The 26530-nt window shown below is 59.3% G+C and carries 22 protein-coding genes; 9 read left to right on the top strand and 13 right to left on the bottom strand.

Annotated elements, in window-relative coordinates:
- Positions 1-322 precede the first annotated feature (322 nt).
- Positions 323-1621 (top strand): type III glutamate--ammonia ligase, encoded by a 1299-nt coding sequence (gene glnT / locus NW839_RS07620; RefSeq protein WP_414349753.1) that lies wholly within the window; start codon positions 323-325, stop codon positions 1619-1621.
- A gap of 63 nt (positions 1622-1684) precedes the next feature.
- On the opposite strand, the gene NW839_RS07615 is transcribed toward glnT, so the two are convergent.
- The 5 genes from NW839_RS07615 to NW839_RS07595 form a co-directional block, all read right to left on the bottom strand.
- The gene (locus NW839_RS07615; protein WP_414349780.1) at positions 1685-2551 is read right to left on the bottom strand and encodes a shikimate dehydrogenase; all 867 of its coding nucleotides are present in this window, start codon (positions 2549-2551) and stop codon (positions 1685-1687) included.
- Between the two features lie 62 nt (positions 2552-2613).
- On the bottom strand, positions 2614-3141 hold the full coding sequence (locus tag NW839_RS07610; protein ID WP_414349752.1) for a hypothetical protein: 528 nt from the start codon (positions 3139-3141) through the stop codon (positions 2614-2616).
- A gap of 47 nt (positions 3142-3188) precedes the next feature.
- Entirely contained in the window at positions 3189-4499 is a 1311-nt protein-coding gene (locus NW839_RS07605; protein WP_414331135.1) for a response regulator, read from the bottom strand.
- Between the two features lie 294 nt (positions 4500-4793).
- Positions 4794-5540, bottom strand: a complete 747-nt coding sequence (locus tag NW839_RS07600) for an SIMPL domain-containing protein (protein WP_414349751.1) — start codon at positions 5538-5540, stop codon at positions 4794-4796.
- Positions 5541-5570: 30 nt separating this feature from the next.
- Complete coding sequence (locus NW839_RS07595; RefSeq protein ID WP_414349750.1) at positions 5571-5870, bottom strand: hypothetical protein; 300 nt, start codon at positions 5868-5870, stop codon at positions 5571-5573.
- A gap of 196 nt (positions 5871-6066) precedes the next feature.
- On the opposite strand from NW839_RS07595, the gene NW839_RS07590 reads away from it, so the two are divergent.
- From NW839_RS07590 to NW839_RS07580, 3 genes are all read left to right on the top strand, one after another.
- Positions 6067-6342, top strand: coding sequence for a DUF4404 family protein (locus NW839_RS07590; protein ID WP_414349749.1), 276 nt, complete (start codon positions 6067-6069; stop codon positions 6340-6342).
- 81 nt (positions 6343-6423) lie between these two features.
- Positions 6424-7734 carry a glutamate-1-semialdehyde 2,1-aminomutase gene (gene hemL / locus NW839_RS07585; RefSeq protein WP_011432645.1) on the top strand — a complete coding sequence of 437 codons (1311 nt, stop codon included), beginning with the start codon at positions 6424-6426 and terminating at the stop codon, positions 7732-7734.
- Positions 7735-7771: 37 nt separating this feature from the next.
- On the top strand, positions 7772-8014 hold the full coding sequence (locus NW839_RS07580) for a hypothetical protein (RefSeq protein WP_414349748.1): 243 nt from the start codon (positions 7772-7774) through the stop codon (positions 8012-8014).
- Here NW839_RS07580 and NW839_RS07575 read toward each other — a convergent pair.
- The 5 genes from NW839_RS07575 to murQ form a co-directional block, all read right to left on the bottom strand.
- Entirely contained in the window at positions 8011-9411 is a 1401-nt protein-coding gene (locus NW839_RS07575; RefSeq protein ID WP_414349747.1) for a ferredoxin:protochlorophyllide reductase (ATP-dependent) subunit N, read from the bottom strand. The two genes, NW839_RS07580 and NW839_RS07575, sit on opposite strands and share 4 nt — an antisense overlap.
- Positions 9412-9451: 40 nt before the next feature.
- Positions 9452-10429 (bottom strand): protochlorophyllide reductase, encoded by a 978-nt coding sequence (locus NW839_RS07570; RefSeq protein WP_414349746.1) that lies wholly within the window; start codon positions 10427-10429, stop codon positions 9452-9454.
- 158 nt (positions 10430-10587) lie between these two features.
- On the bottom strand, positions 10588-11424 hold the full coding sequence (bchL, locus tag NW839_RS07565) for a ferredoxin:protochlorophyllide reductase (ATP-dependent) iron-sulfur ATP-binding protein (protein ID WP_041437180.1): 837 nt from the start codon (positions 11422-11424) through the stop codon (positions 10588-10590).
- A gap of 371 nt (positions 11425-11795) precedes the next feature.
- Positions 11796-13082, bottom strand: coding sequence for a recombinase family protein (locus NW839_RS07560; protein WP_414349745.1), 1287 nt, complete (start codon positions 13080-13082; stop codon positions 11796-11798).
- 21 nt (positions 13083-13103) lie between these two features.
- Positions 13104-14033 carry an N-acetylmuramic acid 6-phosphate etherase gene (gene murQ / locus NW839_RS07555; protein ID WP_414349744.1) on the bottom strand — a complete coding sequence of 310 codons (930 nt, stop codon included), beginning with the start codon at positions 14031-14033 and terminating at the stop codon, positions 13104-13106.
- Positions 14034-14401: 368 nt separating this feature from the next.
- Between murQ and NW839_RS07550 the strand changes: the two genes are divergently transcribed.
- Both NW839_RS07550 and NW839_RS07545 read left to right on the top strand, forming a co-directional pair.
- Positions 14402-15802, top strand: coding sequence for a histidine phosphatase family protein (locus tag NW839_RS07550; RefSeq protein ID WP_414380560.1), 1401 nt, complete (start codon positions 14402-14404; stop codon positions 15800-15802).
- A gap of 2 nt (positions 15803-15804) precedes the next feature.
- A complete protein-coding gene (locus tag NW839_RS07545; RefSeq protein ID WP_414349742.1) occupies positions 15805-17181 on the top strand; it encodes a dihydroorotase in 1377 nt (458 codons plus the stop codon).
- A gap of 157 nt (positions 17182-17338) precedes the next feature.
- On the opposite strand, the gene ileS is transcribed toward NW839_RS07545, so the two are convergent.
- Positions 17339-20182, bottom strand: coding sequence for an isoleucine--tRNA ligase (ileS, locus tag NW839_RS07540; protein ID WP_414349741.1), 2844 nt, complete (start codon positions 20180-20182; stop codon positions 17339-17341).
- A 755-nt stretch (positions 20183-20937) separates the two neighbouring features.
- Positions 20938-21852: a hypothetical protein gene (locus tag NW839_RS07535; protein WP_414349740.1), complete on the bottom strand. Its 915-nt coding sequence runs from the start codon at positions 21850-21852 to the stop codon at positions 20938-20940.
- Positions 21853-21972: 120 nt separating this feature from the next.
- Between NW839_RS07535 and NW839_RS07530 the strand changes: the two genes are divergently transcribed.
- Together NW839_RS07530 and NW839_RS07525 are read left to right on the top strand one after the other, a co-directional pair.
- Positions 21973-22347, top strand: a complete 375-nt coding sequence (locus NW839_RS07530; RefSeq protein ID WP_011432658.1) for a rhodanese-like domain-containing protein — start codon at positions 21973-21975, stop codon at positions 22345-22347.
- A 126-nt stretch (positions 22348-22473) separates the two neighbouring features.
- On the top strand, positions 22474-24270 hold the full coding sequence (locus NW839_RS07525) for an aminopeptidase P family protein (RefSeq protein WP_414349739.1): 1797 nt from the start codon (positions 22474-22476) through the stop codon (positions 24268-24270).
- Positions 24271-24297: 27 nt separating this feature from the next.
- Here NW839_RS07525 and rlmN read toward each other — a convergent pair whose 3' ends face one another.
- Positions 24298-25356 (bottom strand): 23S rRNA (adenine(2503)-C(2))-methyltransferase RlmN, encoded by a 1059-nt coding sequence (gene rlmN, locus NW839_RS07520; RefSeq protein WP_414349738.1) that lies wholly within the window; start codon positions 25354-25356, stop codon positions 24298-24300.
- A 416-nt stretch (positions 25357-25772) separates the two neighbouring features.
- Here rlmN and NW839_RS07515 point away from each other — a divergent pair, with 416 nt between their 5' ends.
- Entirely contained in the window at positions 25773-26429 is a 657-nt protein-coding gene (locus NW839_RS07515) for a chromophore lyase CpcT/CpeT (protein ID WP_414344792.1), read from the top strand.
- Positions 26430-26530: the final 101 nt, after the last annotated feature.

Genomic DNA, 26530 nt, shown 5'->3' with positions numbered 1-26530 from the left:
CGCTCTCCCATCCTAATTCACTGAGGGAGCCACGGCGCAGACGCCCCGGCCTTCATGCCCAGAGGTACTGCTCGAAACGATGGCTTGCTGGCCCTCTTGGCATTCAACTTCCACCCCGCCTTGGCAACCATCTGGGCTGACTCAAAAGCGGGAAGGAACATCAACGGGTAATTGTTGGCCAGGGGAGAATTTTCCCATTGCTGCGCAACCCTGGGCGAATACAAATGGCGGTGTTTGTCTTCCTGGCCGTTTCTTTTGATAAAGATCTATTTTTGTGCGGAAAGACACACCTCTACCTGAGGCCAAGACCTAGCTTGGGTACATGACACAGCCGCTTTCTGAAATTGCCCGCGCCCAAGGGATCAACTACTTTCTGCTCTCTTTTACCGACCTGCTTGGGATCCAACGGGCCAAGCTGGTGCCTGCCTCAGTTATCGACTTCATGGCAGAGGGTCAGGCTGGATTTGCCGGGTTTGCTGCCTGGTTGGACTTGACTCCAGCGGATCCCGATGTGTTTGCCCAGCCGGAGCGCGAGCGCTTGTTTCAACTGCCCTGGCAGCCGGAAGTGGCCTGGATGCCTGCCGATCTAATTCAGGTCAACGGGGATCCCTTGCCACAAACCCCCCGCTGGGTATTGAAGAAGGTGTTGTCCCAAGCAGAAGCCATGGGCTTTCAAGTCAAGACGGGGATCGAATGCGAGTTCATGCTTCTGTCGCCCGAAGAGTGGGCCATTTCCGATGAGCGCGACCAGCAGGCCAAGCCCTGCTATGACCAGCAAAGTTTGATGCGGCGTTTTTCGGTGATCCGAGACATCTGCGATGGCATGCAGAAGCTGGGCTGGGATCCCTATCAAAACGATCACGAGGATGCCAACGGCCAGTTTGAGATGAACTGGCGGTTTGACGATGCCCTAGTTACGGCTGATCGCCACGCCTTTTTCAAATACATGGTGAAAAGCATTGCCGAAAAGCATGGCTACCGGGCCACCTTCATGCCCAAACCCTTTGCCCATCTGACGGGCAACGGCTGCCACACCCATATTTCTCTTTGGCAGGGGGAGCAAAACCTATTCGCCGATCCCCAAGGGGAATTGGGGCTTTCTCAACTGGCCTATCACTTCATCGGCGGGGTGCTACACCATGCACCTGCTTTGTGTGCCCTCACCAACCCGACGGTCAATTCTTATCGCCGCCTCAATGCCCCCGTCACGCTCTCTGGGGCCACCTGGTCTCCCAATACGATCAGCTACAGCGGCAATAATCGCACCCACGCCATTCGGATCCCGGATGCCGGGCGGTTTGAACTGCGTTTGGCCGATGCTGCCGCCAATCCCTACCTTTTGGCTGCCGGTCTCATTGCCGCCGGCCTGGACGGGATCCAACACCAACGGGATCCTGGCCCCCGCTGCGACAACAACACCTACACGGATCCCCTCCCCAATGCCCCAACGTTGCCCGGCTCTTTGGTCGAAGCCCTCAACCACTTAGACCAAAGTACCCTGTTCCGTAGCAGGCTGGGGGATCCCTTTGTGAATGCCTACCTCAAGCTCAAACGCCAACAGTGGCAGGAATACAACCGTCAGATCACGCCCTGGGAGCGGGAAACAACCTTGGATTGCTAGCCCGGTAGTTGTTGTTATCTCATTACACCTTGAGAGAGGGCTTCCAACTGGCCTGGAGTGACCCTAAACCTGGGCCAACTGGTGCTGAGCTGCCTGCCGCATCACCTCTACTGGCACAGGCTTGCCTCCCAGCCAAAGCGATAGAGCCTTGGCCCCCTGGTGAACCAGCATCTCCAGCCCACTGATGGGGGTATAGCCCAACTCGGCGGCCATCCGCAGCAGAGGAGTGGGATCCGGCACATAGATCAGGTCGTAGACGATGGCACCTGGAGACAGCAGGCCCAGTTGCTCTCGGCTCAGGGGGGAAAGCCCTTGACCGCCAGGGGATCCCGGCTTGTGCATGCCCACGGGGGTGGTGTTGACCAAAAGCCGCGTCTGAGACAGGTAGCAATTCAACTCCGCCCAGTTCACCGTCTCCACCTGCGGCCAAGTCTGTCGCAAGGCCAGCAATGAGTTGGGGGATCGCCCCGCCACCCGCACCGGCCCCAGCCCCAACTCCAAACAGCCTTGGATGGCCGCCCGCGCTGCCCCCCCGGATCCCAGAATGAGAGTAGGGATCCCTTTTTCCAGACCCAGCAAAGGCTGCACAAAGCCATCGATATCGGTATTGGTGCCCGCCCACCCGCCCTCTGGCAAGGGGTAAACCGTATTCACCGCCCCCACCGCTGCTGCCCGCGATTCAATCTGATCGAGCAAAGGGAGAATGGCCTGTTTGTGAGGAATCGTCACATTAAACCCCCGCACCCCAATGGCCGCCAGCCCTGCCACCGCCGCCGCCAAGTGTTTTGGAGCCACCGGAAACGGCACATAGCAATAGTTTTCCCCCATAGCTGCCAAAGCAGCATTGTGCATGGCTGGGGATAAGCTGTGGGCCACCGGATCCCCGATTAGACCGAGCAATTGGGTGCTTCCCGAAATCCGACCGTCCACCAGCTCAGCCAACTCCTCAAGGGATCCCTTAAGCCACTCAAGATTTAAAGACGATTTAAAAACTACTGAGACTCCGACTCAACCCGCTGCAGAGTCTGGCGGTAGCGATGGCGCCAGCCGGCCAACGATTCTTCCGAAATGTGGTCGATCAAGGTGCTCATCTCCGCCAGGATCTGATAAACGCGGTCAAAGCTTTGTCGGGTTCGCTCTTCCTGTTCCGGTTGACGCGCCTGCACCATGTACAAGCTCATCTTGATGGTTTGCAGGCGGTTTTTGCCCAAATCTTCCAGCATTTCCCGAATCTGTCGGATTGCCTCCTGCCTTACCCATCTTTGTCGCCGTCGCAACAGCCAAAAGAGGATCCCGTGGATAACCCCCACCAAAGTGGCGCTGACCGCCGTTGCCATCTCCACCGTTCGCGTCAGCGGGACCGAGTCCTTAAAAGCGCTGCGGCTGGCCACAAAACCACTTAGCAGAATCACCCCTATTCCTACCGCCGTCAAGATGAGCTCAATGTTGTTTAGGAACCATCTTCCTGCCGGTCTCCAGATCCCAGATCCGGCCACTTGACCCTGAAGAATGCCCATCATAGCCTTTTGCACCTCCCTTCCGTCTCTCCCGTTCGCTCAGCCCATCACTACCTGCTCAGCCGCCCCAAGGCCAGGCGCGGTCTTCTACGGCTCAGTTGACGCTTCAGACAAAGCTGCCGGAGTTTTCGCCGCCGCAAGCGCAAGGGTCTGCGGGCCAGGGATCCCGCTGTGGTTGACTCCGGTGCAGGAGCCTGCATCTTTCGACTCAGCTCTTGATGGTGTTGGCGGAGATCCTCAATCTGCCTGAGGCGAGTCTCCAGCTCTCGGCGCAGTTCGGCGTTTTCTTTTTCCAGACGCTGCAGGCGTTTCAGCAGCTCTGAGGACTCCGTTCCGCTGACGCGGTCGGAAACTGGGATGGGATGGGGAGCAGTCACCACCGAGCTGTGCACATTCCTGCTATCTCGCATAGCCTGGGCAGCCCGACGCAACAGAGCCACCCCCTTGGGATCATCGCTGTCCATGAGGCTGGCCGCTCCAAACTGGAGCTGCACCGGCAGCGCCCGCCCATTCACCACAAAGGGATCCTGAATCATTCGCTGGCAGCAGCGTTCGGCAGCAATTTGCGCAGCAGCCAAGGTGCTCCCCGGCAGCAGAATGATAAACTGCCCCTCGTCGTAGCAAAACAGGTCGTCTCCATCGCGCAGGTTATTGGCCAAACGCTCCCTAAACAGTTTGAGCAGATCAGCCCGACCGTCAGCATCCAGCCCTTGTGCCAGAGAACCGAGGTTGGCCAAGCGCAGCACAAACAAGCTGAGGGGTTCCGATTGGGCACGGGCCTGGGCCACCCGCAGCGGCAAACGAGCCACCAAATCCTGACGGTTACCCACCTCCAAACCAATCGACTTGGGGGGAGAGGGAGGAGATTTTTGCCCGGTTTTGAGCAGATATTGCTGGCGGCGACTTTCTACAATGCGCAGCCCTGCCCGCACCCGCGTCAGCAGCTCTGCAGCCTGAAAGGGTTTGGAAAGAAACTCATCGGCGCCTGCCTCCAAAGCCCGCTCCATGCTATCGTTGCCCTCGCGGGCAGTCATAATGATGTAGTACACCCAAGCATATTCCGGCAGTTGCCGCAGTTGACGGCACAGGTCTAGGCCGTTCAGGGAGGGCATGACCCAATCGGCAATGATCAGATCTGGGGGTTGGCGGCGAATTTGCTCCAGCGCGGAGAGGCCATCCAAAGCATAAGAAATACTGCAGCCCTGCTTGCCCAAAAAGTTGGACAGCATCTCTGCCACCATGTAGCTATCATCCACAATCAGTACACGGGCTTGCAGACTGCCGTCTTGACTTCTGCCAGAGACGAGTTTCGCCTTCTCAGGCGCAGGAGCTGCACTAGCGCTCTCCGGTCTGGGATCCATAGATAAACCGAGGCAGGGTGGCGCGGGAAAGCAAACTACCCGCAACTTTCCATCGCTATTCTAATGAATGTGGTATCTCCATCGTTATTCTGATGCGGTAGCGAACAGCAGCCGCTTCCACTTTGCCGAGTTGGTTAGATGGATTGAATCACTCTTGAATCACTGAGACTTCGCTCGTCCAGAGCCGCTGTCTGTTGCTGCCCAAGGCTTGCTCTGACCAGAAGCCCTTTGGCGGGAGAGCTGAAATCCATGCGGTGAACATTTGTGAATCATTCCAGGCAACAGAGCAGAGGCTCAGTAACGGAGCTCGAGGGTGACTTGGGCGCGCACGGTTTGCTGTCCCCCCTCCACCGGTGTGGATGCTGTTTCTAGACGGGCATAGTCGGCGCGGGCAAAGGGGATCGGCGGCGGGATCATGTAGCCATCGCTCTGAATCTGGATGCGCTCGACGGAACGGATGCTCAGGTTCAAGACCCCCAGCACATCCTGGGCTTGGCGTTGGGCATCTTTCACGGCTTGGGTTAGGGCGCGGCTGCGCGCCTCCAACAGGGTGGCTTCATCGGCCCGGAAACTGACCGATTCCACCTGGGTGGCTCCGGCGGCCACAGCTTCGTCCAGCACTTGCCCAGCTCTGGCCACAGGCACCTCGAATTGCAGACTGTTTTGCCCCTGTACACCCGTTAGGCGAGGTTGGCCATCCCGATAGTCGTATTGCGGGTAGAGGGAAATGCCGGTGGTTTGTAGAGCGCCTACTTGCAGCTCCTTGAGGCGATTGACCAGCCGCTCTGAGCGTTCTGCCACCTGTTGTTGTACCGATTGCGCCGTCTCCCCCTGGATCACCACCCCCAAGCGAATGAGGGCAATGGAGTTCTCTACGGAGACCGATCCCTGTCCTGTAACCGTCAACATTCGGGATCCCTCAGCGGGACTGGCCATCGCTCCGCCTCCGGCGATTGCGTTCCAACCCAACAGGGCCACCGCCAGTACCAGGCCCAGCCACGCCACCCCCTTCAGCCCTTTCCAACCCCTGATCCCGTTCATTGCTTTCCCCTTCTGTGGTTCAATCCCAGCCTACTCCCACCGCTCCTCAGCCTGATCCGACAAAAGCCCCAGCCACCAGTTCCCTAACCTCACCCAGCCGGTGCGTTCTTGCCCCCATGGATCCCGTATCCGCACACGGAATACCCGTTGATACTTGGAAGTGCTCCCGGAAAAAGGCCCCAGCCGCCAATACCGCGCCTCCTGGCTCAAAATGGAGTAGCCATGCTTTGCCGCCCACCGCTGCAGCAGCTCTTGGCTGCGTCTTTGTTCCCAGACGATAAGGGCAGCAGCAACCGCCGCCCCTACTAGGGCCAATGCCAGCTCAGACATGGGGATAGACTCTACTGCCCATCCTACAAAGGTTGCTCCAATGCTGGGATCCCCGGCTGCAAAAGTTAACCTTCGCCGCTTACCCGCTCTTAGACCCTAGATAGAGGGATCCCTGCTTCAACCCATCAGGCCGTATGATTGAGGCAGGGTGGTCAAAACTCAATCGGTTCTCAAGTCGTTAAGGTCTCTTTACAGAATGGCCGAATCGAAACTGCGACAACTGCTGCACGATCTGGATGTTGAGCTGCAAAAAACCCCTGGCTTGGATGAAAAGCAGCGACAGCAAATTGCCGCCATTCGCCAGGAAGTGGAGGCGGTGCTGGCCGATCTGGGATCCCGAACCGAGAGCAAACAGAGCCAAGGGCATAGAGATCGCATTGGAGAGGCGCTGGGCCTGTTCGAGACCTCCCATCCCAACCTCACCCTGATCCTGGAGCAGGTGATCGACACGCTGGCGGGAATGGGTTTGTAGTTTCATGGTCGGTAAAAGGGCTCACCAGAAAGCTCCCTTGCTTGCTAGCCTTGGTAATGCGTTGAAAGCTCCTTATGCTCTATGACCAGCACTCTCCACTCCACCTCGTTTAACACCACCCGCTCCAAGCAGGTTTTTGCCCGGGCACAAAGCCTCATGCCGGGGGGGGTTAGTTCTCCGGTACGGGCCTTCAAGTCGGTGGGCGGGGATCCCGTCGTGTTCGACCGCGTCTCAGGGGCCTACGCCTGGGATGTGGACGGCAACCAATACATCGACTACATCGGCAGTTGGGGGCCTGCCATTGTCGGCCACGCTCACCCCGAGGTCATTGAGGCTCTGCGCCGAGCTTTGGAGAAAGGCACCAGCTTCGGCGCCCCTTGCGTTCTGGAAAATGAGCTGGCGGAGCGGGTCATTGAGGCGGTGCCCAGTGTGGAGATGGTGCGCTTTGTCAATTCCGGCACCGAAGCTTGCATGGCGGTGCTGCGCTTGATGCGGGCCTATACCGGTCGGGAAAAGGTGATCAAGTTCGAGGGCTGCTACCACGGCCATGCGGACATGTTTCTGGTGAAAGCCGGTTCGGGGGTGGCCACGCTGGGCTTGCCAGACTCGCCGGGGGTGCCCAAGGCAGCTACCAGCGCTACGCTGACGGCTCCCTACAACGACCTGGAGGCAGTCAAGGCCCTGTTTGAACAGCACCCCGACTCCATTGCCGGAGTCATCCTAGAGCCGGTGGTGGGCAATGCCGGCTTTATTCCCCCCCAGCCGGGCTTCTTGGAAGGCTTGCGAGATCTCACCCAAAAGTACGGGGCCCTGCTGGTATTTGACGAGGTGATGACCGGCTTTCGCATCAGCTATGGCGGTGTACAGGCCAAGTTTGGGGTCATCCCCGATTTAACGACCCTGGGCAAGGTCATCGGCGGCGGCCTGCCGGTGGGGGCCTACGGCGGTCGGCGAGAAATTATGGAAATGGTGGCTCCAGCGGGGCCGATGTATCAGGCGGGCACCCTTTCCGGCAACCCCCTGGCCATGACGGCAGGGATCCAGACACTGGACATTTTGCGCCGCCCGGGCACCTACGAGTATCTGGAGCGGATTACCGAGAAGTTGGCGACGGGGCTATTGCAGATCGCGCGGGAAACGGGGCATGAGATGTGCGGGGGCTATCTGCCCGGCATGTTTGGCTTCTTTTTTACTGCCGGCCCAGTGCGCAACTACGAAGAGGCCAAGACTTCCGATCTGCAGAAATTTGCCCGCTTCCATCGCGGCATGTTGGAGCGGGGAGTCTATCTGGCGCCCTCGCAATTTGAGGCCGGCTTCACCTCCCTGGCCCACACAGAGGCCGATGTGGAGAAAACTCTAGCCGCCGCGCGAGAGGTGTTGAGCACCCTCTGAGTTGACAATTACCCCCTCGCGAGCCGGGATCCATGCTATGGCCGAGCATATCCATCGCAACTGGAGCATCACCACCCAAGCTACAGAGAAGGGGTTTATCTTTCGCTGCCGGCTGCTCCAGCAAGATGGCTCTTGCGAGCCGGAGATTGGCACCAAAGCCTACGGCTACTTTCAAAACGAGGCCGAAGCTATTCTGGCGGGCATGGTCTGGATCGACCGGCAGCAACTGCCAGATCACCTAGACGGTCTACTGTTTGACAATGAGGAGCCGGAAGGTTAGATAGGGGCTTCTTCTCGCACCAGCCGCTCCCAACCCAAGCCTTTGAGGGCAGCATTGCGCCGCAGCGGTCGGGTCACCAGCTCCAGCAGAGCCTGGGTGTTGCCGAAGCCGTGGATCTGGGCGAAGGTGAACTCCACCGACCACTTGGTGGTTATCCCCCGTGCCTCTAGGGGGTTGGCGTGGGCCATACCTGTGATCACCAGATCCGGCTGCAGGGCCTTGATGCGCTGGATTTGGTTGTAGTTATCCGGCTTTTCTACGATGGTGGGCTTGGGTACCCCCATCTCTTCGCAGGTGCGCTCCAAGAGGGCCAGCTCAGCCGCTTGGTAGCGTTTGTCCATGTAAGGGATCCCAATTTCCTGCACCGTCATGCCACAGCGCACCAGGAAACGGGCCAGCGAGATCTCCAGCAGGTTATCGCCCATGAAGAAAACGCTCTTGCCCCGCACCAGCTCCCGATAATCCCGAACTTGGGGATGGTTCCACACTTCCGCTTCCCGCTCTGCCAAGCCTTGAGTTGGGATCCCCAGCTCGCGGGCAATGGCTTCTATCCAGGCGCGGGTGCCATCTGGCCCGATGGGAAAAGGAGCGGTGATGAGCTTGGCCTTTTTGCGGCGTACCAGCGTGGCGGCCGTGCGGCTGAGGAAAGGATTCACCCCCACCACATAGGTGCCTGGCTCGATGGCCGGCAGCTCTCCATAGCGTTTGGCCGGCAACCAGCCGGAGACGCGGATCCCGTGTTTCTTCAGCTCCAGGGTGAGTTGGGTCACCACCGGATCGGGCACCGAGCCGAAGATCACCAAGGGGGGATGCTTGTGGAAGCCTTCCTCCTCTTTCTTTTTTCCGGAGCGGAGCCCGTAAAAAAGCGCCTGGAGACCCCCGCGGGTTTCCTGCTCCTCTGCCCGCACCTGCTCTGGGCAGCGTTGAGCCATCGAGGCCAAAACCGTGTCTTCCCCTTGGGTAAAAGCGTAGTCGAGGCCATTGGCCCGTGCCACCACAATCGGGATCCCGATCTCCCCTTCCAGCTTCTGGGCTAGGCCCTCCAGATCCATTTTGATGATCTCGGTGGTGCAGGTGCCGATCCAAACAATCACGCTGGGATTGCGATCTCGTTGAATTTGCAGGCACAGCCGCTTCAGCTCCTCGTAGTCATTCAGCTTGGCGCTGATATCTCCCTCTTCCAGCTCGGCCATGGCATAGCGGGGCTCGGCAAAGATCATCACCCCCATGGCGTTTTGCAGAAAGTAGCCACAGGTTTTGGTGCCGATGACCAAAAAGAAGCTGTCTTCAATTTTTTGATAAAGCCAAGCTACACAACTAATCGGGCAAAAGGTATGGTAGTTGCCGGTTTCGCACTGAAAGTTAAGGGCATTGGCACTATCCAAAGCAGCATTCATGCTCGTCTCCTAAAAACATAAAAGAAGGGAACGTTGCCAACTAGAGGGCTACCAACTGGGGCACACCCACCAATTTTTCGCTGAGATCCCAAAGCAATTTGGCCTTGGCATCGTCCGCCGCCTCGTCAGAGACTTCTTGGTTAAAGGGCTTGGCATTCTTGCGTTGCCGGTTGCCCCAGCTCCAGTAGAACCCCGACCGACGAAACTCGGGATCGGCCACCACTTGGGCCACCCGCTCTCCGGCCAATTCCTGAGAAACAAATCCGCCCGTGATGTTTTTTTGAAACCAGGGGAAAAGTTTTTGAAACAGGGGATAGTGATGGCGGAACAGAGCCGTGGTGGCTACACACCCCGGATAGAGGGAGAGGAAGGTGATGCCAGTGCTTTCGTGGAAGCGGCGGTGCAGCTCGCGCATGGTGAGGATATTGCAGACTTTGCTGTCTTTGTAGGCTTTCACCGGATCGAATTTGCCGCCATCGGCCATGCTGATGGGATCCTTAAAGCCCTGGGCAAATCCCCGCAGATCCCCCAGGTGGGGTTGGGGTGGGATCTTACCCCCCAGCTCTTTGGGATTGTGGGTAACCGTGCCCAAGATCACCAGCCGCCGATCCGGATAGGTGGAGCGTTTCAGATCCTCCAGCATCAAGTGGCAGAGCAAGAAATGCCCCAGATGGTTGGTGGCCATGGTCAGCTCATATCCTTCCGGGCTGCGCAAGGGCTGCTTGAGCAAGGGCATGTAGATGGCGGCATTGCAGACCAAGGCGTCCAAGGAACGGCCCCAGTTGCGGAACTGCTCGACAAACCGCCGCACGCTGGCCAAGCTGGCCAGATCGATCTGCATCAGGGTATAGCTGCCCTGGGGGATCCCCACTTGCTGGGCCGCCCGGTAGGCTTTGTCCAGATCCCGACAGGCCATCACCACGTGCCAGCCGCGCTTGGCCAAGGCCAAAGCTGAGTACAGGCCAACACCCGAGGAAGCTCCGGTAATCACGACGGTGGGTTGCTCTTGTCCTTGCATATCCAACTCCTGTGCCATTTCCTTCCCAAAGCGAGATCCCTACAGGATCCATCTTGGGGGGGAAAGCGGATCGGACAACAAATTGATAAGGTTTGCGACAGTCTTCCGAAACAGTGGCTTCATTTTTGGACACACTGCCCCCGCTGGCAGGGGATCCGTCACACCAGGGCCAGTTGACGGGCTGGAGTGTTGTAAAAGTCGGAGAGCAAAGCAAACAGCTCCCGATCTTCGGCAGGTTGGGGCACGATCCCTTCCGGACGGGCCAGCAGCTCATCGGCGATGTTCAGGTAGTACTGGCAGACAGGCTCCAGGCTGGGATCGGTTTCCGCCATCTCGAAGAGGGTTTTGCCCTTGACCCGCGAGACGCGAATATCTTCAATGAGGGGAAGCACCTCGATAACCGGCATGGGAACTGCCGAGACGTATTTGTCGATTAGATCCCGCTTACTGGTGCGATTGCCGATCAGCCCGGCCAACCGCAGCTTGCGGGTTTTGGCCTTTTCTCGCACCGAGGCAGCAATCCGATTGGCGGCAAACAGGGCATCAAAGCCGTTGTCGGTTACGATCAGGCAGTAGTCGGCGTAGTTGAGGGGAGCCGCAAAACCGCCGCACACCACATCCCCCAGCACATCGAAGAGGATGACATCGTACTCATCGAAGGCGTTCAGCTCCTTCAGGAGTTTGACGGTTTCCCCCACCACATAGCCGCCACAGCCGGCCCCTGCCGGGGGCCCACCCGCTTCCACGCAGTCCACGCCGCCGTAGCCGCGGTAGATCACATCTTCTGGGTAGATGTCTTCGTGGTGATAGCCCTTGGCTTCCAGGGTGTCGATGATGGTGGGGATGAGAAAGCCGGTCAGGGTGAAGGTGCTGTCGTGCTTGGGATCACAGCCAATCTGCAAGACCTTTTTGCCCCGCCTGGCCAAGGCCACCGAGATGTTGCAACTGGTGGTGGATTTGCCGATCCCACCTTTTCCGTAAACCGCCAATTTCACAGCGCGTTCCTCCATGGGGCAGACAAGGGACATTATCGGCAGCCAACCCGCCCCCTGAGAACTGTTGCGAAGGATAAAGGTGGATCCCTCAAAAAGCTAGAAGTTCCCAGATCTTGCAAATCGTCCTAAGAAAGTTCCCAGGGCTTCTCAAGTCGATTTTTGATGTTTTTCCCGATTTTAGTTTTAGATATACTTTCATCAGTGATCAAAAGAAAACAATTCCAGATGACAATTCACCCAAATCGGGAAGGATTCAGCTATGCCATGGCGCTGATCCCGTCCTCTTGGCTTGGCGCTGAGGCAGGTCTGGGCTGAGAAAGAATCAAGAATGGTCTCAATTCTGGGGGGAAGGTGGGGGGAACCCTTCGCTCTCAGGGATCGAAGGCAAACGTAACTCGCACCGCTCCTGCAGAATCCACCTCGATACGGCGCAGGAATTCCCGCAGGTAGGCACGCCGTTCGGTCTCGCTGAGGTCTTGCCAGAAGGGCGGGATGGAGAGGGTTTGGATGGTCTGGGTGAGGTTGGCGGGGGGGAGTTGCTCCAGCTTTTGGGCCAAGCGGGCCGTCTCTGCTCGCAACTGGTAGCGACGCTGGGCCAGGGAGGCCTCGTCCATCAGTCCAGATTGCTGTAGCTCTTCCAATTGCCGCAGCCGCTCGGCGTTGGCCTGGATTTGGGCTTGCAGCTCTTGGCGGACTTGGGTGAGGGCTTGTCGATCCAGCGTCTGGGCGCGTTGGGGCAGTTGTTCGCACACCTGCCGGATCACCTCCTGCAGGACTTCGGTGTAGGGGAGGCTGTAGCGACAGGTTTGGCAGCGCAGATAGAGGTAGGGGGATCTGTTCTTTTTCCCCTTGCGAGGGGTGGTTTGCACAATGCGCAGAAGGCTGCCACAAGCGCAGCAATGAACCAGGCCGGCCAAAGCGCGGGGAGCACTGGCGCTGCGGCGAGGGATCCCTTGGTTGCGTTTGAGCCAGCGATCGATCTGGGCGGCTTCCGTGCGGCTGAGAAGGGCCGGGTGAGTGTCCCGCAGGGTGGTGCCGTCGGCATAGGCCAGATCCCCGCGGTATACCGGGTTGAGCAGCCAGTTGCGTCCGGTAGCCACAGAAATCCGCTTGTGGTGTTTTTCCTCCAAGAAGCGCACCGCCTGCCGCAGGGATCCGTAGAGGAGAAAGTGCTGGAAAAAATCCTGAACGATGCTGGCCTGCCGGCGATCCAGCACGTAGCGTTCCCCTTCGCGGCGGTAGCCAAAGGGGGCAGGGCCAGGGGGGGGTTTGCCCGCCAGGCGGTTTTGGGCTTGGCTGCAGCAGAGGCGGCGGCTTTGCAACTGATGGGGGATCTCGGCCAGCAGGGGGATCCAATCGGCAGCCTTGGTGGGGGTTTGCAGGCCGGATTCGGTGACCAAGCTGAGGCGGATCCCGGAGTGTTGGATTTGCAGCAGCCGCTCGTGGATTTCATCCGCCCGATCCCCCAGATCCGCCAGGCGCAAGAGCAGCACTTCCTGCACCCAGCCGGCTGTGATGCGTCGGAACAGCTCCTCCAAATGAGTTCGGGATCCCCAATCGTGCAGGATGGGATCGGCCCCTCGCCCCTGGAGCCAGGCCAACTCCTGTTCCGGCAAAGGAGCATGGGAAGGCGTGTAGAGGTAGCCGCAAACGCTCATGGACAAGCCATTCAACTATTGTCACCGCCGCTGCGCCAGAGCAGCATCAAGCACCTGGCGAATTCTGCCCTGGGCCTGTTGCAAGTGCTGACGGGCCTCTTGAGCAGAGCACCCCAGCAAGGCCACAAGGATGGCGGTTTTGACCTCTCCATCACAAGCCTGCAGCAATTGGGCAGCCGCGGCGGGATCCAGATCGCAGGCTAGGGCCACCATTCGCTCCGCCCGCTGCTTGAGCTTGGCATTGCTGGCCTGGAGATCCACCATTAGGTTGCCATAGGTCTTGCCCAAGCGGATCATCACTCCAGTGGAGATCGTGTTCAACACCAGCTTTTGGGCTGTGCCGGCTTTCATGCGGGTGGATCCGAGGATCACCTCCGGCCCCACCAAAGGGGCAATGGCAATGTCCACCTGCTCGGTTAGCGGGGAAGGGTGGTTACAGGCCAGGCCAATCGTGAGCGCCCCCATGCTCCTAGCGGCTTGGATCCCACCCAGCACATAGGGGGTACGACCGCTGGCGGCAATTCCCACAACACTATCTTGAGCTTGGAGGTGAAGACCCTCCAGCGCGCGGGCAGCCGCTTCCGCGTCGTCCTCTGCACCCTCTACCGCCTGGGTCAGGGCTTTTTCCCCCCCGGCGATCAAAGCCACCACCTGTGCGGGGGAAGTGCCAAAAGTGGGTGGGCACTCAGCCGCATCCAGTACCCCCAGCCGACCTGAGGTTCCTGCCCCGATATAGATCAGCCGCCCGCCGTGACGCATCCGCTGGGCAATGGCATCGATGGCTTGGGCAATCGGCTCCGCCTGAGCAGCCACCGCTTCCGGCACCTGCCGATCCTCGGCGTTGATCCGTTTCACCAGTTCCAAGGTGCTGAGACGGTCGATCTCGGCTGTAGCCGGGTTGGGGCTTTCGGTCAGGGATCCGGGATCCCAAGCCAATTGTGGAGAAACCATGGCAGCGCTTGTCCAGGCAAGAGGGATCCGCCTTCAGGGATCCTACACTTTGTCTTCTCGGATTCTATCGGTGGCAGGGGGCTCTCCTGAGGGAGCAGTGGAGGGAAAAACTGCGCCAACAGCACCACAACAAGGGCAAGGAGCACCAAGCCGGCCCCCTTCGCCAACGTCCATTCAACCAAAACCTCTGCCAGCGGAAACGCAGCGCGGCCATTCTCCAAAGATGCCCCCATCACAAGCGGCGACCAGCCCAAATACGCCTCAGTCGGCAGCCCAACCGGTGAATTGACGAAGGCGAGCGCCGCCCAGTGGCGGTACTCTAGAAGGTGTTCTAAGGACTCCGTCCCGCTACTGCGATGAGTAAGTCCATGCAAGCGATGGCAAGGACTCCGTCCCGCTACCGCGACCAGCCTGCCCTGCGCATCTTGATCGTGCGCCATGGTGAGAGCACCTTTAACCTGGAAAATCGCATTCAAGGCCGCTCCGATCTCTCCCGGCTCACCCCCACTGGAGAAGTGCAGGCGCAGCGTGTAGCCGAGGCCCTGGCCGGGATCCCGTTGGATTGCACCTATTGCAGCCCCCTGTCTCGCGCCCTCGATACCGCTCGCGTCATTTTGAAAGACCGAGAAGGGATCCCTCTGCACGTTACCGATCAACTGCGGGAGATCGACCTGACGGCCTGGGAAGGGCTGACCTTTGCCGAGGTGCAGGAGAAATACCCCGAGGATTACCATCTGTGGCGGCACCATCCCGACAACCTGGAGCTGGAGGGCCGCTTTCCGGTGCGGGAGCTCTGGCAGCAGGCGCAGGGGTTTTGGGAAATGCTGGCTTTCCATCTGCAATCGGCTTCGGGCCCCTGGAACCATGGAGCGGATCCCTCCCAGAGACAGACCCTCAATATCCTCATCGTGGGCCACAGCGGCATCAATCGCGCCCTGGTCAGCACCGCCATCGGCCTGGGGCCACACCACTATCACCGCCTTGGGCAGGATAACTGCGCCATCAGCGTTCTCAATTTTCCCGAGGGCCTGCAGGGGCCGCCACAACTGGAATCTCTGAACATCACCGCTCACCTCGGCCAAGCCCTGCCCAAGCGCAAGCAGGGGATGCGCATCTTGCTGGTGCGGCATGGGGAAACCCAATGGAACCGAGAGCGCCGTTTTCAAGGGCAGCGGGATATCCCCCTCAATGCCACCGGGGAGGAACAGGCAGCCAAGGTGGCAGAATTTTTGGCCACTCAACCTCTGCAACTGGCCTTCTCCAGCCCCCTGAAGCGCCCTTGGGCCACAGCCGATGCCATCTGCAGCAACCACAGCAACCTCATTTTGCGCCCAATGCCCGACTTGCAAGAGATCTGCCACGGCGACTGGGAGGGCAAGCTGCAAAGCGAAGTCGAAGCCGAATACCCCGGCGAGCTGGAGCGCTGGCAACGGGATCCCGCCAGTGTGCAGATGCCCAATGGGGAAAACCTTCACCAGGTGTGGGAGCGCACTCGCTCCGCTTGGCAGGAGCTTTTGGCCATCACCGCAGCCCAGTTTCCTCAGGGCACGGCGGTTGTTGTTGCCCACGATGCCATCAACAAGGCGATCATCTGTCAGTTGTTCGACCTTTCCCCCCAAGCTTTTTGGATCTTCAAGCAGGGGAATGGCGCCATTACGGTGATCGACTATCCAGAAGGCAAGGAGGGTGCCCCGGTTTTGAAGGTGTTGAACCTCACCACCCATCTGTCCGGCCAGATCTTGGACTGCACCACCGCTGGAGCTTTGTAAAGATGGGCTCATCCCCTCTCCGCGAGCTAACAGGACGACTAACAGGACAAAATGTGCATCTCCAGGGAGTGCGCCTGTTGGATCCTTGGCGTCAGCGGGATGAAGTAACCGATGTGTGGTTGCAGGAGGGTCGTCTGCGGGCCACCGAGCCGGCAGGGATCCCTGCCGACATCCCCACCATCGATGGCTCAGGCTGGGTAGTGGGGCCGGGTTTGCTGGATCTGTATGCCCACAGCGGCGAGGGGGTTGGCAACGGTCGCGTAAGCGGTGCGGAGCACTTTCTGGCCCACAGTCGGGAAACCCTGACCTCTTTGGCTGCAGCGGCTTTGGCGGGAGGCTTTACCCAGGTGGGGCTTCTGCCCACCCCTCTTCCTGGAACCGGCCTATTTCCGGTGCTGGATCGCCCGGAACACCTGAACCGCTACCCCCGCCAATTGGGGGATCCCCGCTGGCTGCCCTGGGCTGCCCTGAGCGTGGGTGGCCAAGGAGAAACTCCAACCCCCTGGGGAGAACTGGCGCAAGCGGGAGCAGTTGGCTTTGCAGAGGTTCAGCCACTGCGCTCCTTGGCTTTGGCGCGGCGGGCTCTGGAGTATTTGCGGCTGGAGAATAAACCCCTGCTGCTCTGGGCCTGGGATCCCACCTTGGCCGGGCAAGGCAGCCTTTACGAAGGGATCTGGGCGCTGCGCCTGGGGCTGAAAGGGATCCCTGCCAGTGCCGAAACTGCCGCTCTGGCCCGTCTCTTGGAGGTGATCAGGAGCGTTCCTTCCCCTCCGCCTGTGCATATTATGCGCCTGAGCCAAGCCCGCAGCCTGGAGCTGATCCAACAGGCCCAAGCCGAAGGACTGCCGGTTACCGCCAGCGCCACTTGGATGCACCTGATCTTGTCCGAAGAGGCCGTCTTTGAGCACCGCTACGATCCCCACCTTCGCCTTCTGCCCCCTCTTCCCAGCGCTGGCGACCGAGAGGCTCTGATCGCCGGGATCCGTTCCGGCAGCCTGGGGATCGCGACGGATCACCACCCCTACACCCATGAAGAGAAAACCCTGCCCTTTGCCGATGCCCCGCCGGGGGCGATGGGCCTGGAGCTGGCTCTGCCGCTGCTGTGGCACCATTTGGTAGAAACGGGATCCCTGACGGCGCTGCAACTGTGGTCTGCCCTCAGCCTGTACCCGGCCCGCTGCCTAAACCTAGATCCGCCCACCCTCACCCCCCACAGCGACTGGGTGCTGTTTGATCCCACCCACCCCTGGACGGTTTCTGCGGCCACCCTCCACTCCCGATCGCCAGCGACTCCCTGGCTGGAGAAAACCCTGTGCGGCAAAGTGCTGCACACCCATGTTGAGGAGATCCCCTCCGGCAGCTCCACCCCTCGATCCTGAAGAAGGCCGACAAGACCTGTCCGGCGGATGTTTAAGGACTCCGTCCCGCTAGCGCGAACAGAGTCCGCTTGGAGAAAGAGCCAATTCAAAATAAAAAAATAATGATCAAGACCGAGATCCGCTTGCCTCAGTGGGACAGAGTCCTTAATTCAAAAATTCAAAACTCCCCCGCCAGAGCGGCTACGCAACGCTCACACAGCTCTGGATGTTCGGCAAATTCCCCCACACGGGTGGAATAGTTCCAGCAGCGCACGCACTTTTGGCCGTCAGCCGGAAAAACAGAGACCTCCAAGCCTTGACCTGAGGTTTTCTCCAGTTCCACCTGTGAGGTGATGAACAAGTAGCGCAACTCGGCAGCCCGCTCCTGCAAAAGAGCGTATAGGCTGGGATCCGCTACCTTCAGGATTACCTTGGCCTCGGTGGAAGCGCCGATGGGCTTAAAGGACTCCGTCCCGCTAACGCGACCGGTACGGGCTTGCTCCAGAGCCTTGTTCACCTCTTGGCGCACCTCTCGCAGCTGCTCCCAAATGGCCGCCAACTGGGGATCCCGCCAGTGCTCCGGCAGCTTCATCCACCCCCCCTCAAACACCGAACGGGTGGGCTTGGGATAGGGCAGATGGCTCCAAATCTCTTCGGCCAGGTGGGAGAGAACGGGGGCGATGGCCTTGGCCAAGTTCTCCAGCAACAGGGAGAGCACCGTTTGACATTGGCGCCGCCGTAGACTTTGGGCATGGCTAATGTAGAGGCGATCCTTACCAATATCCAGGTAAAAGTTGGAGAGATCCACCACACAGAAGTTCTGAATCGCCTGGAAAAAGCGGTAGAACTGATAGCTGGCAAAAGATTCGCCGATCTCGGATCCCACCTCGTGCAGGCGGTGCAAAATGTAGCGGTCTAGCTCCGTCAAGGCTTCAAAAGGAACGGCATCCTGAGTTGGATTGAAGTCGTAGAGGTTGCTCAGCAAAAAGCGAGCTGTGTTGCGGATTTTGCGATATACATCCGCCATTTGCCCAAGAATGGTCTTACCCAGCGGCACATCCCCGGAGTAGTCCACACTGGAGACCCACAGGCGCAGCACATCCGCCCCGTAGGCGGGATCCGTCTGGGGATCTTTGCCGCCGTTAATTAACACCAGCGGATCGATGACATTCCCCAGGGACTTGCTCATTTTCTGGCCTTTCTCGTCCAGCACAAACCCATGGGTGAGCACCGCTTTGTAGGGGGCATGGCCGTTGACGGCCACGGAGGTGAGCAAACTGGATTGGAACCAGCCCCGGTGTTGGTCGGAGCCCTCCAAATACAGATCCACCGGGTAGCCCAGCCCTTGGGCCTTGGCCACTGCCGCCCAGGAAGAGCCGGAGTCAAACCACACGTCCATGGTGTCCATCCCTTTGCGGTAGGTGCGGCCATTGTGGCGGTACTGCTCCGGCAGCAACTCCTCCACCGGGCGCTGCCACCAGGCGTCGGATCCCTCCTGGGCAAAAATGGCCTTGATGTGGTCGAGGGTCTCGGCGGTGAGCAGAACCTCGCCGGTTTCTTCGTCGTAAAAGACGGGGATGGGCACACCCCAAGCCCGCTGGCGGGAAATACACCAATCCGAGCGCTCCGACACCATAGCAGTGATGCGGTTCTCCCCGATGGCCGGGATCCATTTCACGGTTTTAATGGCCTGCAGGGCCAGCTCCCGGAAGCCAGCTACAGACGCAAACCACTGCTCGGTGGCCCGGAAAATCGTTGGCTCTTTCGTGCGCCAGTCGTAGGGATATTTGTGGTTGTAGGGTTCTTCCTTGAGCAAAGCCCCCGCAGCCTGTAGAGCCTGGATGACAGCAGCATTGCCGCTGGTCTCCGGCTTCTTGGAGAGCACATCCAACCCGACGAACTGGGATCCGGCCTCGGCGGTAAATCTCCCCTGATCGTCCACAGGGCTGAGAATGGGCAGACCATACTTTTGGCCGGTTTTGAAGTCATCTTCCCCATGCCCCGGAGCTGTGTGCACAATGCCGGTGCCGGACTCGGTGGTGACATAGTCCCCCAGCACGCAGAGGCTGGCGCGGTCAAAGAGGGGGTGCCGTCCTTGACTGTATTCCAGGGCAGATCCCGGCAGGGTGGCCTTGATCTCCAGAGGCGTCTCCAGAACCTTCTCCAGCCGCTCCCGCAGATCGGCGGCGATCAACAGCAGGCCGAAGCGGGGAGACTCCACCACTGCATAGGTGAGCTTGGGGTTAAAGCAGAGGGCCAGGTTGGCCGGGATCGTCCAAGGGGTGGTGGTCCAGATGGCCGCCCGCAGGCCCGGCATGAAAGGCTCCAAAACCGGCTGCGCCGCCGGACTCAGGCTCTGTAGCGGAAAGGCCACGTAGATGCTGGGGGAGATGTGGTTGTCGGGGTACTCCAGCTCCGCTTCCGCCAGAGCCGTCTGGGAGCTGGGGCTCCAGTGGACGGGTTTGAGGCCGCGGTAGATGTAGCCCTTGAGGGCCATTTGTCCAAACACCTCGATCTGGGCGGCTTCGTACTCCGGCGACAGCGTCAGGTAGGGCCGATCCCAGGATCCCCATACCCCCAGGCGCTGAAAACTGGCCCGCTGCACATCAACGTAGTGCAGGGCGTACTCCTTGGCTTTTTGTCGCAGCTGCAGAGGGGTGAGGTTTTCCCGCTCCTGCGGAGTGAGGCTTTGCAACACTTTCAGTTCGATGGGCAGGCCGTGGCAATCCCAGCCGGGCACGTAGCGCACCTTGCGCCCCTGCAGGATGTGGTACTTGTTCACAATGTCCTTGAGGATCTTGTTGAGGGTGGTGCCCATGTGAATATCGCCATTGGCGTAGGGCGGTCCATCGTGCAGGACAAAGGGATCCCCAGGATTGTGGTCGGCAAGGCGCTGGTAGATTTGCTCTTCCTGCCAAAAGGCTTGAATGGCGGGTTCTCTCTTGGCGGCCTCTGCCCGCATGGGAAACTGAGTTTGGGGCAGGTTGAGGGTACTTTTGTAGTCCACGGCAACTCGAGCCAACTAGAGGGCGTCCTTCTATCCTACGCTGTTGCCTTATCCTCAGCAGTCCATCCCTCACCCCTCTTGTGGGACAGGGGATCCGAAGCCCACGGTCACCCAGAGCGCCTGGAGCTCTCAAACGGCTCCAACAAACCACCGCATGAACTCCCTGATCGAGAAAACAAGAAAAGATTTGTGCTAGTCTCAGGGTGTCGTTTAGTAAGGGAGGTTCCTGCGGATGCCAGATAGTAGTAGTTGTAAGGGTCGTCAAGTTGGGTTCAGCCGGCTGTGCGCCGGGGCTGTTCTCTAACGGTCTGAACTTAGATCCTTCAGTCTGCTGAAGAGTCTTCGCGTTCTGGCTCGCTTGGAGTTCCTCCCGGCAGTCAGGTTCCAGTTGAAGGCCCGCTAGACCGCTCTTTCCCTGACCGCCTGTTGTTGCCTTGGGGGTGGGAGAGAGCGGATAGTTTTGCAGATAGCTGTAGCGGGGCTTGGAATGGACGGGCGTCTGAAGATGCCAATGTTTCTTGAGGTTGGGTCCTTTCAAGACACCTCGACCCAACCTTTCGAGACCCCTCGGGATTGTTCGGTCAATTGCTGGCAGGAGTGGGGCGATCCACCACCGGAGCACCAAGGGAGTCGCCGCTATCGCAACCGCTCAAAAATAGGGCCAGCACCAGAAAGCAAACAAGCTGAGGGGCGCATAGTTTCCCATCTTAACAAGCTCAACTGCCTGTCCAGATTACCCCAGAGCCATTCCTCATCATCCTGAAGATTTCCTAAGGGACGGTGGGGATGGCCAGGGATCCCTCCAGAGCCAAGCGATCGCTGACGGTGAGACGCCGGCTCTCCAGTGTGATGCCCGTTTGGTTAACCAACATCACCGAGATCCACTCAGCACCGGGTTCTTGGGGAGCATCCGCCTGTAGGAAGATCCCTCCGGCCTGTAGGGGTTCGAGAGCAAACGAAGTCACCTCTGGGTAGCCCGCCCCGGCAACAGGTTGTTCGGCAACGGCGCCCAACAACAAAGAGTGGGTGAGAGGCTCTGCCACAATTGCCTGCAGCGAATAGGTGGATCCCGGTTTGACCACCTCCGGCAGGTTCAAGGTGACGGTGGGAGGGGCAGATCCAGAGGTGAGGGTGCTGGCCTCCCGCAGCACTTCTTGGTCAATCAACAGCAGTTGTCCGGGATTGGCTGGATCCGGGCGATAGCGATTGCGCACCAGGGCAGAGGCTTCTACCTGAAAGTCCCCCCGCACCGAGGATTGGGATCCCTCTACTTGGCTGAGAATATCCGCAACAATCTCAGGGCCCACCTGCCGCCAGGAGAGGATCTGGGCCGAATAGGTGAGCTTGGGATGAGAGCTCCACAGCTTGCGGATGGCACCTTCCACCTCTTCCCGGTCCAGCCCATCTCGGTGGCGGAAGTCGGGGCTGTAGCCGGCCATCACCCCTGGCAAATCCCGCCGGTTGGCGGCGGCCACCTGCTGGCTTAGCCACTCCACCAGGGCGGCTGGCGGTGGGCTGAAAACTTGCCGCTGGATCCCACTTTCTAGGGGCATCGGGGCAGCTTGGGCCCAAGCCGAGGACTCCGTCCGGCTGACGTGACCGGCTGTCAATCCAAGGGGGATGCTCCAGCTCACGGCCAGAGCAAGGGGCCAAAGCAGTTGCGGAAAGTTAGATCGGGATTTCAAGCCATGGGCCTCCAGCCGGCAAATCTGGATCCCAGTCTAGCCTTAGGGCAGTTGGGATCCCAAAGTCCAGACCAGATAAGATCGATTGAAATAAGCTTTGGCTCATAGCGCCTGTTCTCCATGGCTCCCCAGCACTCTCCAGCTTTCTTGGCCCTGGTCAACGAGGCCAAAAGCCGCATCCAAGAACTGACAGTCGAGCAGGTCAGGCAAAAACAACTGCAAGGGGATCCCTTCTATTTTGTGGATGTGCGGGAAGAGTCGGAGTGGCAAGCCGGCCACGCTGCCGGAGCCATCCATTTGAGCAAAGGGATCATTGAGCGGGACATCGAGAGGGTGATCCCCGACAAAGAAGCGGAGATCGTCCTGTACTGCGGCGGCGGGTTTCGTTCGGCGTTGGCAGCCGATAACCTACAGAAAATGGGCTATCGTCGGGTGATCTCGATGGATGGGGGCATGCGGGCTTGGCGGGAAGCGGGTTTTCCTGAGGAGCGCTAAACCCAGGGGCGCTCTTGTTCTGATTGCAGCATTGGAAGCTTCCCTCTCCCCTTGGGACAAGGGCTAGGGGCAAGGGAAAACTTCTAACCTTGTCTAGAATGACAACAGCTTTGCCCTACTCCTGCCATGCTCCAAACCTTACCCCGCCTGGATGTTGCTGCCCGTTTGCAGCAGTTGCGCCAGCTTCTGCGAGAACAAGATCTGGATGGCTTTTGGGTTCCCTCTGCTGATGAGCATCTCAATGAGTATTTGCCGGAACATCGCAAGCGGCGCCAGTGGATCACAGGCTTTACCGGCTCGGTGGGGGATGCCTTGATCACCCGGGACAGGGCTTGGCTGTGGGTGGATCCCCGCTATCACGAACAGGCGGAGCGGGAGGTGGATCCCAATCTATTGACAGTGATCAAAGGAGGTCTGCCGAATCAGCCCAGCCTGATGGAGATTGTGGAAGAGCTGGGATCCGGCTTTCGCCTGGGGGTGGATCCCTTTACGGTGGCAGTGGCCACCTATCGCCAGTTGCAGGCCCATGCCCAAGCGGGAGGGGTGCTTTTGATCCCGGTCGTGGAAAACTTGGTAGATAAGTTGGCCCAGGGACTTACCGCTCCCTTTGACCGGCCCATTGACTCGGTACCCACCCACCTGAGCGGGGCCACCCCTGCAGAAAAGCTGGCCCAAGTCCGGCAGGAGATGCGCCGCAAGCGGGTGGGACTGTTGCCCCTGACCAAATTGGATCAGGTGGCCTGGCTGTTTAACCTGCGGGGATCCGACATCCCCTACAACCCAGTGTTTTGGGCCTATGCTTTGGTCAGCCTAGATAGAGCGGCTCTATTCACAGATCTGGAGCGGCTCAGTCCCCGATCTCGGCAATTTCTGGCAGAAGCCGGGGTGGAACTCTGGCCCTACGAGACCTACAGCCAACAACTGCCCCAATGGGCCAAGAGCTACGCGCCGGTGGGCTTGGATCCCAAGCAGACCACCCAGGGCACTCAAGAGCTGCTGCAGGATGCGAGCTGCCGCGAGCTGGAGCACCCAGTAGAAGCCCTCAAGGCCGTGAAAAACCCCACCGAGCTGGAACAGATGCGCCTGGCCAACCGCAAAGCCAGCCGGGCCAAGATCCGTACCCTGGCCTGGATCGACCGGCAAATCCAACAGGGGATCCCCATCAGCGAAGCCGACGTGGCCGCGATCATGGAGGCCCACTACCGGGAGGAAGGGGAGTGGGTGGGTCTGAGCTTTAACACCATTGCCGGCGCCGGCGCCAACAGCTCCATCATCCACTACAGCACTCCGGATCCCCAAAAGCTGCTGCAGCCGGGCGAACTGTTTTTGTTGGACTCCGGATCCCACTACTTGGGGGGCACCACCGACGATACCCGCACCGTTTGGATTGGCCCGCAACCCGCGGATCCCTTGTGCAAGCGGCGCTATACCGAGGTGCTCAAGGCCCACATTCAATGCGCCCGCCAGATCTTCCCCCCCGACACCTATGGAGTCTCGTTGGATGGGATCGCCCGCTCTACCCTTTGGCAGGCCGGGCTGGACTATGGCCATGGCACCGGCCACGGTGTCGGCGCCTTTTTGAATGTCCACGAGGGGCCCAACGGGATCCACCGCCGCGCCAACACCCCTCTCAAAGTGGGCATGATCAACAGCATCGAGCCGGGCTACTACCAGCCGGGATGGGGTGGGATCCGCCTGGAGAACCTCTACGAGGTGATTGCCATTCCCGAGCCGGAGGGCTGGATGGGCTTTCGCTCCCTGACTTGGATCCCTTTCGATGGACGCTTGATCGATTGGGAACTGTTAAACGAGGCGCAGCGAGCCTGGCTGGACGAGTATCACCGGCAGGTTTACGTCATGCACCACGCCACCTTGCCAGAACAGGATGCCGCCTGGTTACGACGCGCCTGCGGACTGAGCTGATGTACTCGCGCAAGCGTTGCGCGGCGATTACAAATCCCCTGGCAAAGAACGCAGGAAGGATCCCCGCAGTTGACCACATGCGGCATTGCCATCCAAGCCACGGGTTTGGCGCACAGTGGCCCGCACTTGGTGCTGTTCGAGCTGGCGGACGAACTCTCTGACCCGTGTCGGGTGGGGGCGTTGATAGTCAGCTTCAGAGATGGGGTTGTAAGGGATCAGGTTCACGTGCAGTTGTACCCCTGACCGGCTGGCCTGCTGCAGCAATTGCGCCAGTTGGCGGGCATGAATGGGCAGGTCGTTGACCCCCGATAGCAGGGTATATTCAAAACTGACTCGCCGCCCGGTGCGCAGCATGTAGTCGCGGCAATCCTGGATCAGAGTGTCCAGAGGGTAGTGGGCTGCCGAAGGGATCAACCGTTGCCGCAGGTCTTGATTGGGGGCATGCAAGCTGACGGCCAGGGTAACTTGCAGATCCTGCTGCGCCAGCCAGGCAATTTGCCGGGGTACCCCCACCGTCGAGAGGGTGATATGCCGTTGGCCGATGCCGATATCTTGATTCAGGCTGCGGATGGCTTGTACCACCGTATCGCGGTTGAGCAGGGGTTCCCCCATGCCCATAAAGACCACATGGCTGACGCGACGGCCAAAATCTTCCTGCACCGTCAACACCTGATCCAGAATCTCGTGCAGCTCTAGGTTGCGCCGGTAGCCCATCTTGCCGGTGGCACAGAAATCGCAGGCCATCGGGCAGCCCACCTGAGAAGAGACGCAGACCGTCAGACGCTTGGCCGTTGGGATCCCTACCGTTTCGATCAACTGCCCATCCGCCAACCCCAGCAGAAACTTCACAGTACCATCGCGGGCCTCTGTCCGCTGCACAATGCGCGAGCGTCCCACTGGGTAGCTTTGCACCGCCTCTCGCCAAGCCCTAGGAAACACCGTCACCTGTTCCAGGGAGCGGATCCCTTTTTGGTAGATCCAAGCATGCAGTTGTTGCCCGCGATAGGCCGGCTGTCCTTGGGCAACCGCCCAGTCTTTCAGAGCAGACAAGGATTGCCCCAGCAGCGGAATGGGTAGGGCCGACATCAATACCATCTTAGACGAGATCTCAAGAGGCACAGGAGTCCGGCTCCTCTACTCTAGCCTGTCCCTGCAACCCAATCCCCTTCAAGAACTCCGTCCGAGTGGCGCGAACGGCCTCGTCGCCACAGGGTTGCGGTTCCCCTGCCCATGGCAACAACTCCGCCAGAGACAGGGCGGGTGACGGTAAGCAACAATGCTCTCTTAAATCCCTTAAATTCCCTTAAATCAAGTTGCCCAAGGGCTTTTCCACCCCGCACTCAAGTACAGGGCTACCAAGCTATTCCCTGGTGTAGTTTTGTAGAGTGTGTTATGGAGTGCGCCATCGGGACGGAGTCCCTGACAGTTGGACAAAGTCTGCAGGATCAGGAGCGCTCGATCTGAATCTTCTCGATTTCAATCCATTGAATCCATCTGAACCTATGTCTGTTTCCCCACAACTGGCTCAACTGGCCACCTGGATGGCAGGGCACTTCAACAACCTACAACAGGCGATTGCAGAGCCCGTCTGGTTTGCCAACATTCATGTGTACCAATGCCCCTTGCCTTGGTCGGTGTTGCAGGGGGTGGGGTTTTACGTGGAGCAACTGTACGACATTTATCCTGAGCAGCCTTACCGACAGCGGGTGATCCACCTCTTCGATACTCCAGATGGGATCCGGATTCAAAACTATGCTCTGACAGCTCCTGACTCCTACAGGTGCGCCGGTCGGGAGTTGTTGCTAAGCAACGCTTACGCGAAGGGGAAATTGGCCGGTCTGACAGCAGCGGAGTTGGAACTCTTGCCCGGCTGTGTCACCCAGGTGGAATGGACGGGATCCTGCTATCGGGGCCGCAGCCTGCCCGGCAAAGGCTGTATTGTTGAACGCAAAGGCAGAACCACCTATTTGTACAGCGAGTTTGAGATCGGAGCCGACTACTTTCACAGCTTGGATCAAGGTCGGGATCCGGAGACCGATCAAGTGATCTGGGGATCCCTATCCGGGCCTTTTCGGTTTGTCAAAAAACAGGATTTTTCCCAGTACCTACCCCGGTGGGCTGAAGTGCTGAACCATGAGGCTGCTGGAGCGACTGGTTGAGCAGCTGCGGGCGCTGGGGATCCCGTTCGCGTCGTCAGCTAGAAATCGCAGGAGCCCCGCACTGTACCCGTAGGGTCAGTGTCGGGAGGAATGCGGAAGTT

It is taken from the genome of Synechococcus sp. R5-15, from assembly GCF_047462035.1.
GTDB lineage: Bacteria > Cyanobacteriota > Cyanobacteriia > Thermostichales > Thermostichaceae > Thermostichus.
The sequence above is the reverse complement of the archived record's forward strand: the minus strand, read 5'-3'. Positions and strand labels throughout refer to the sequence as shown.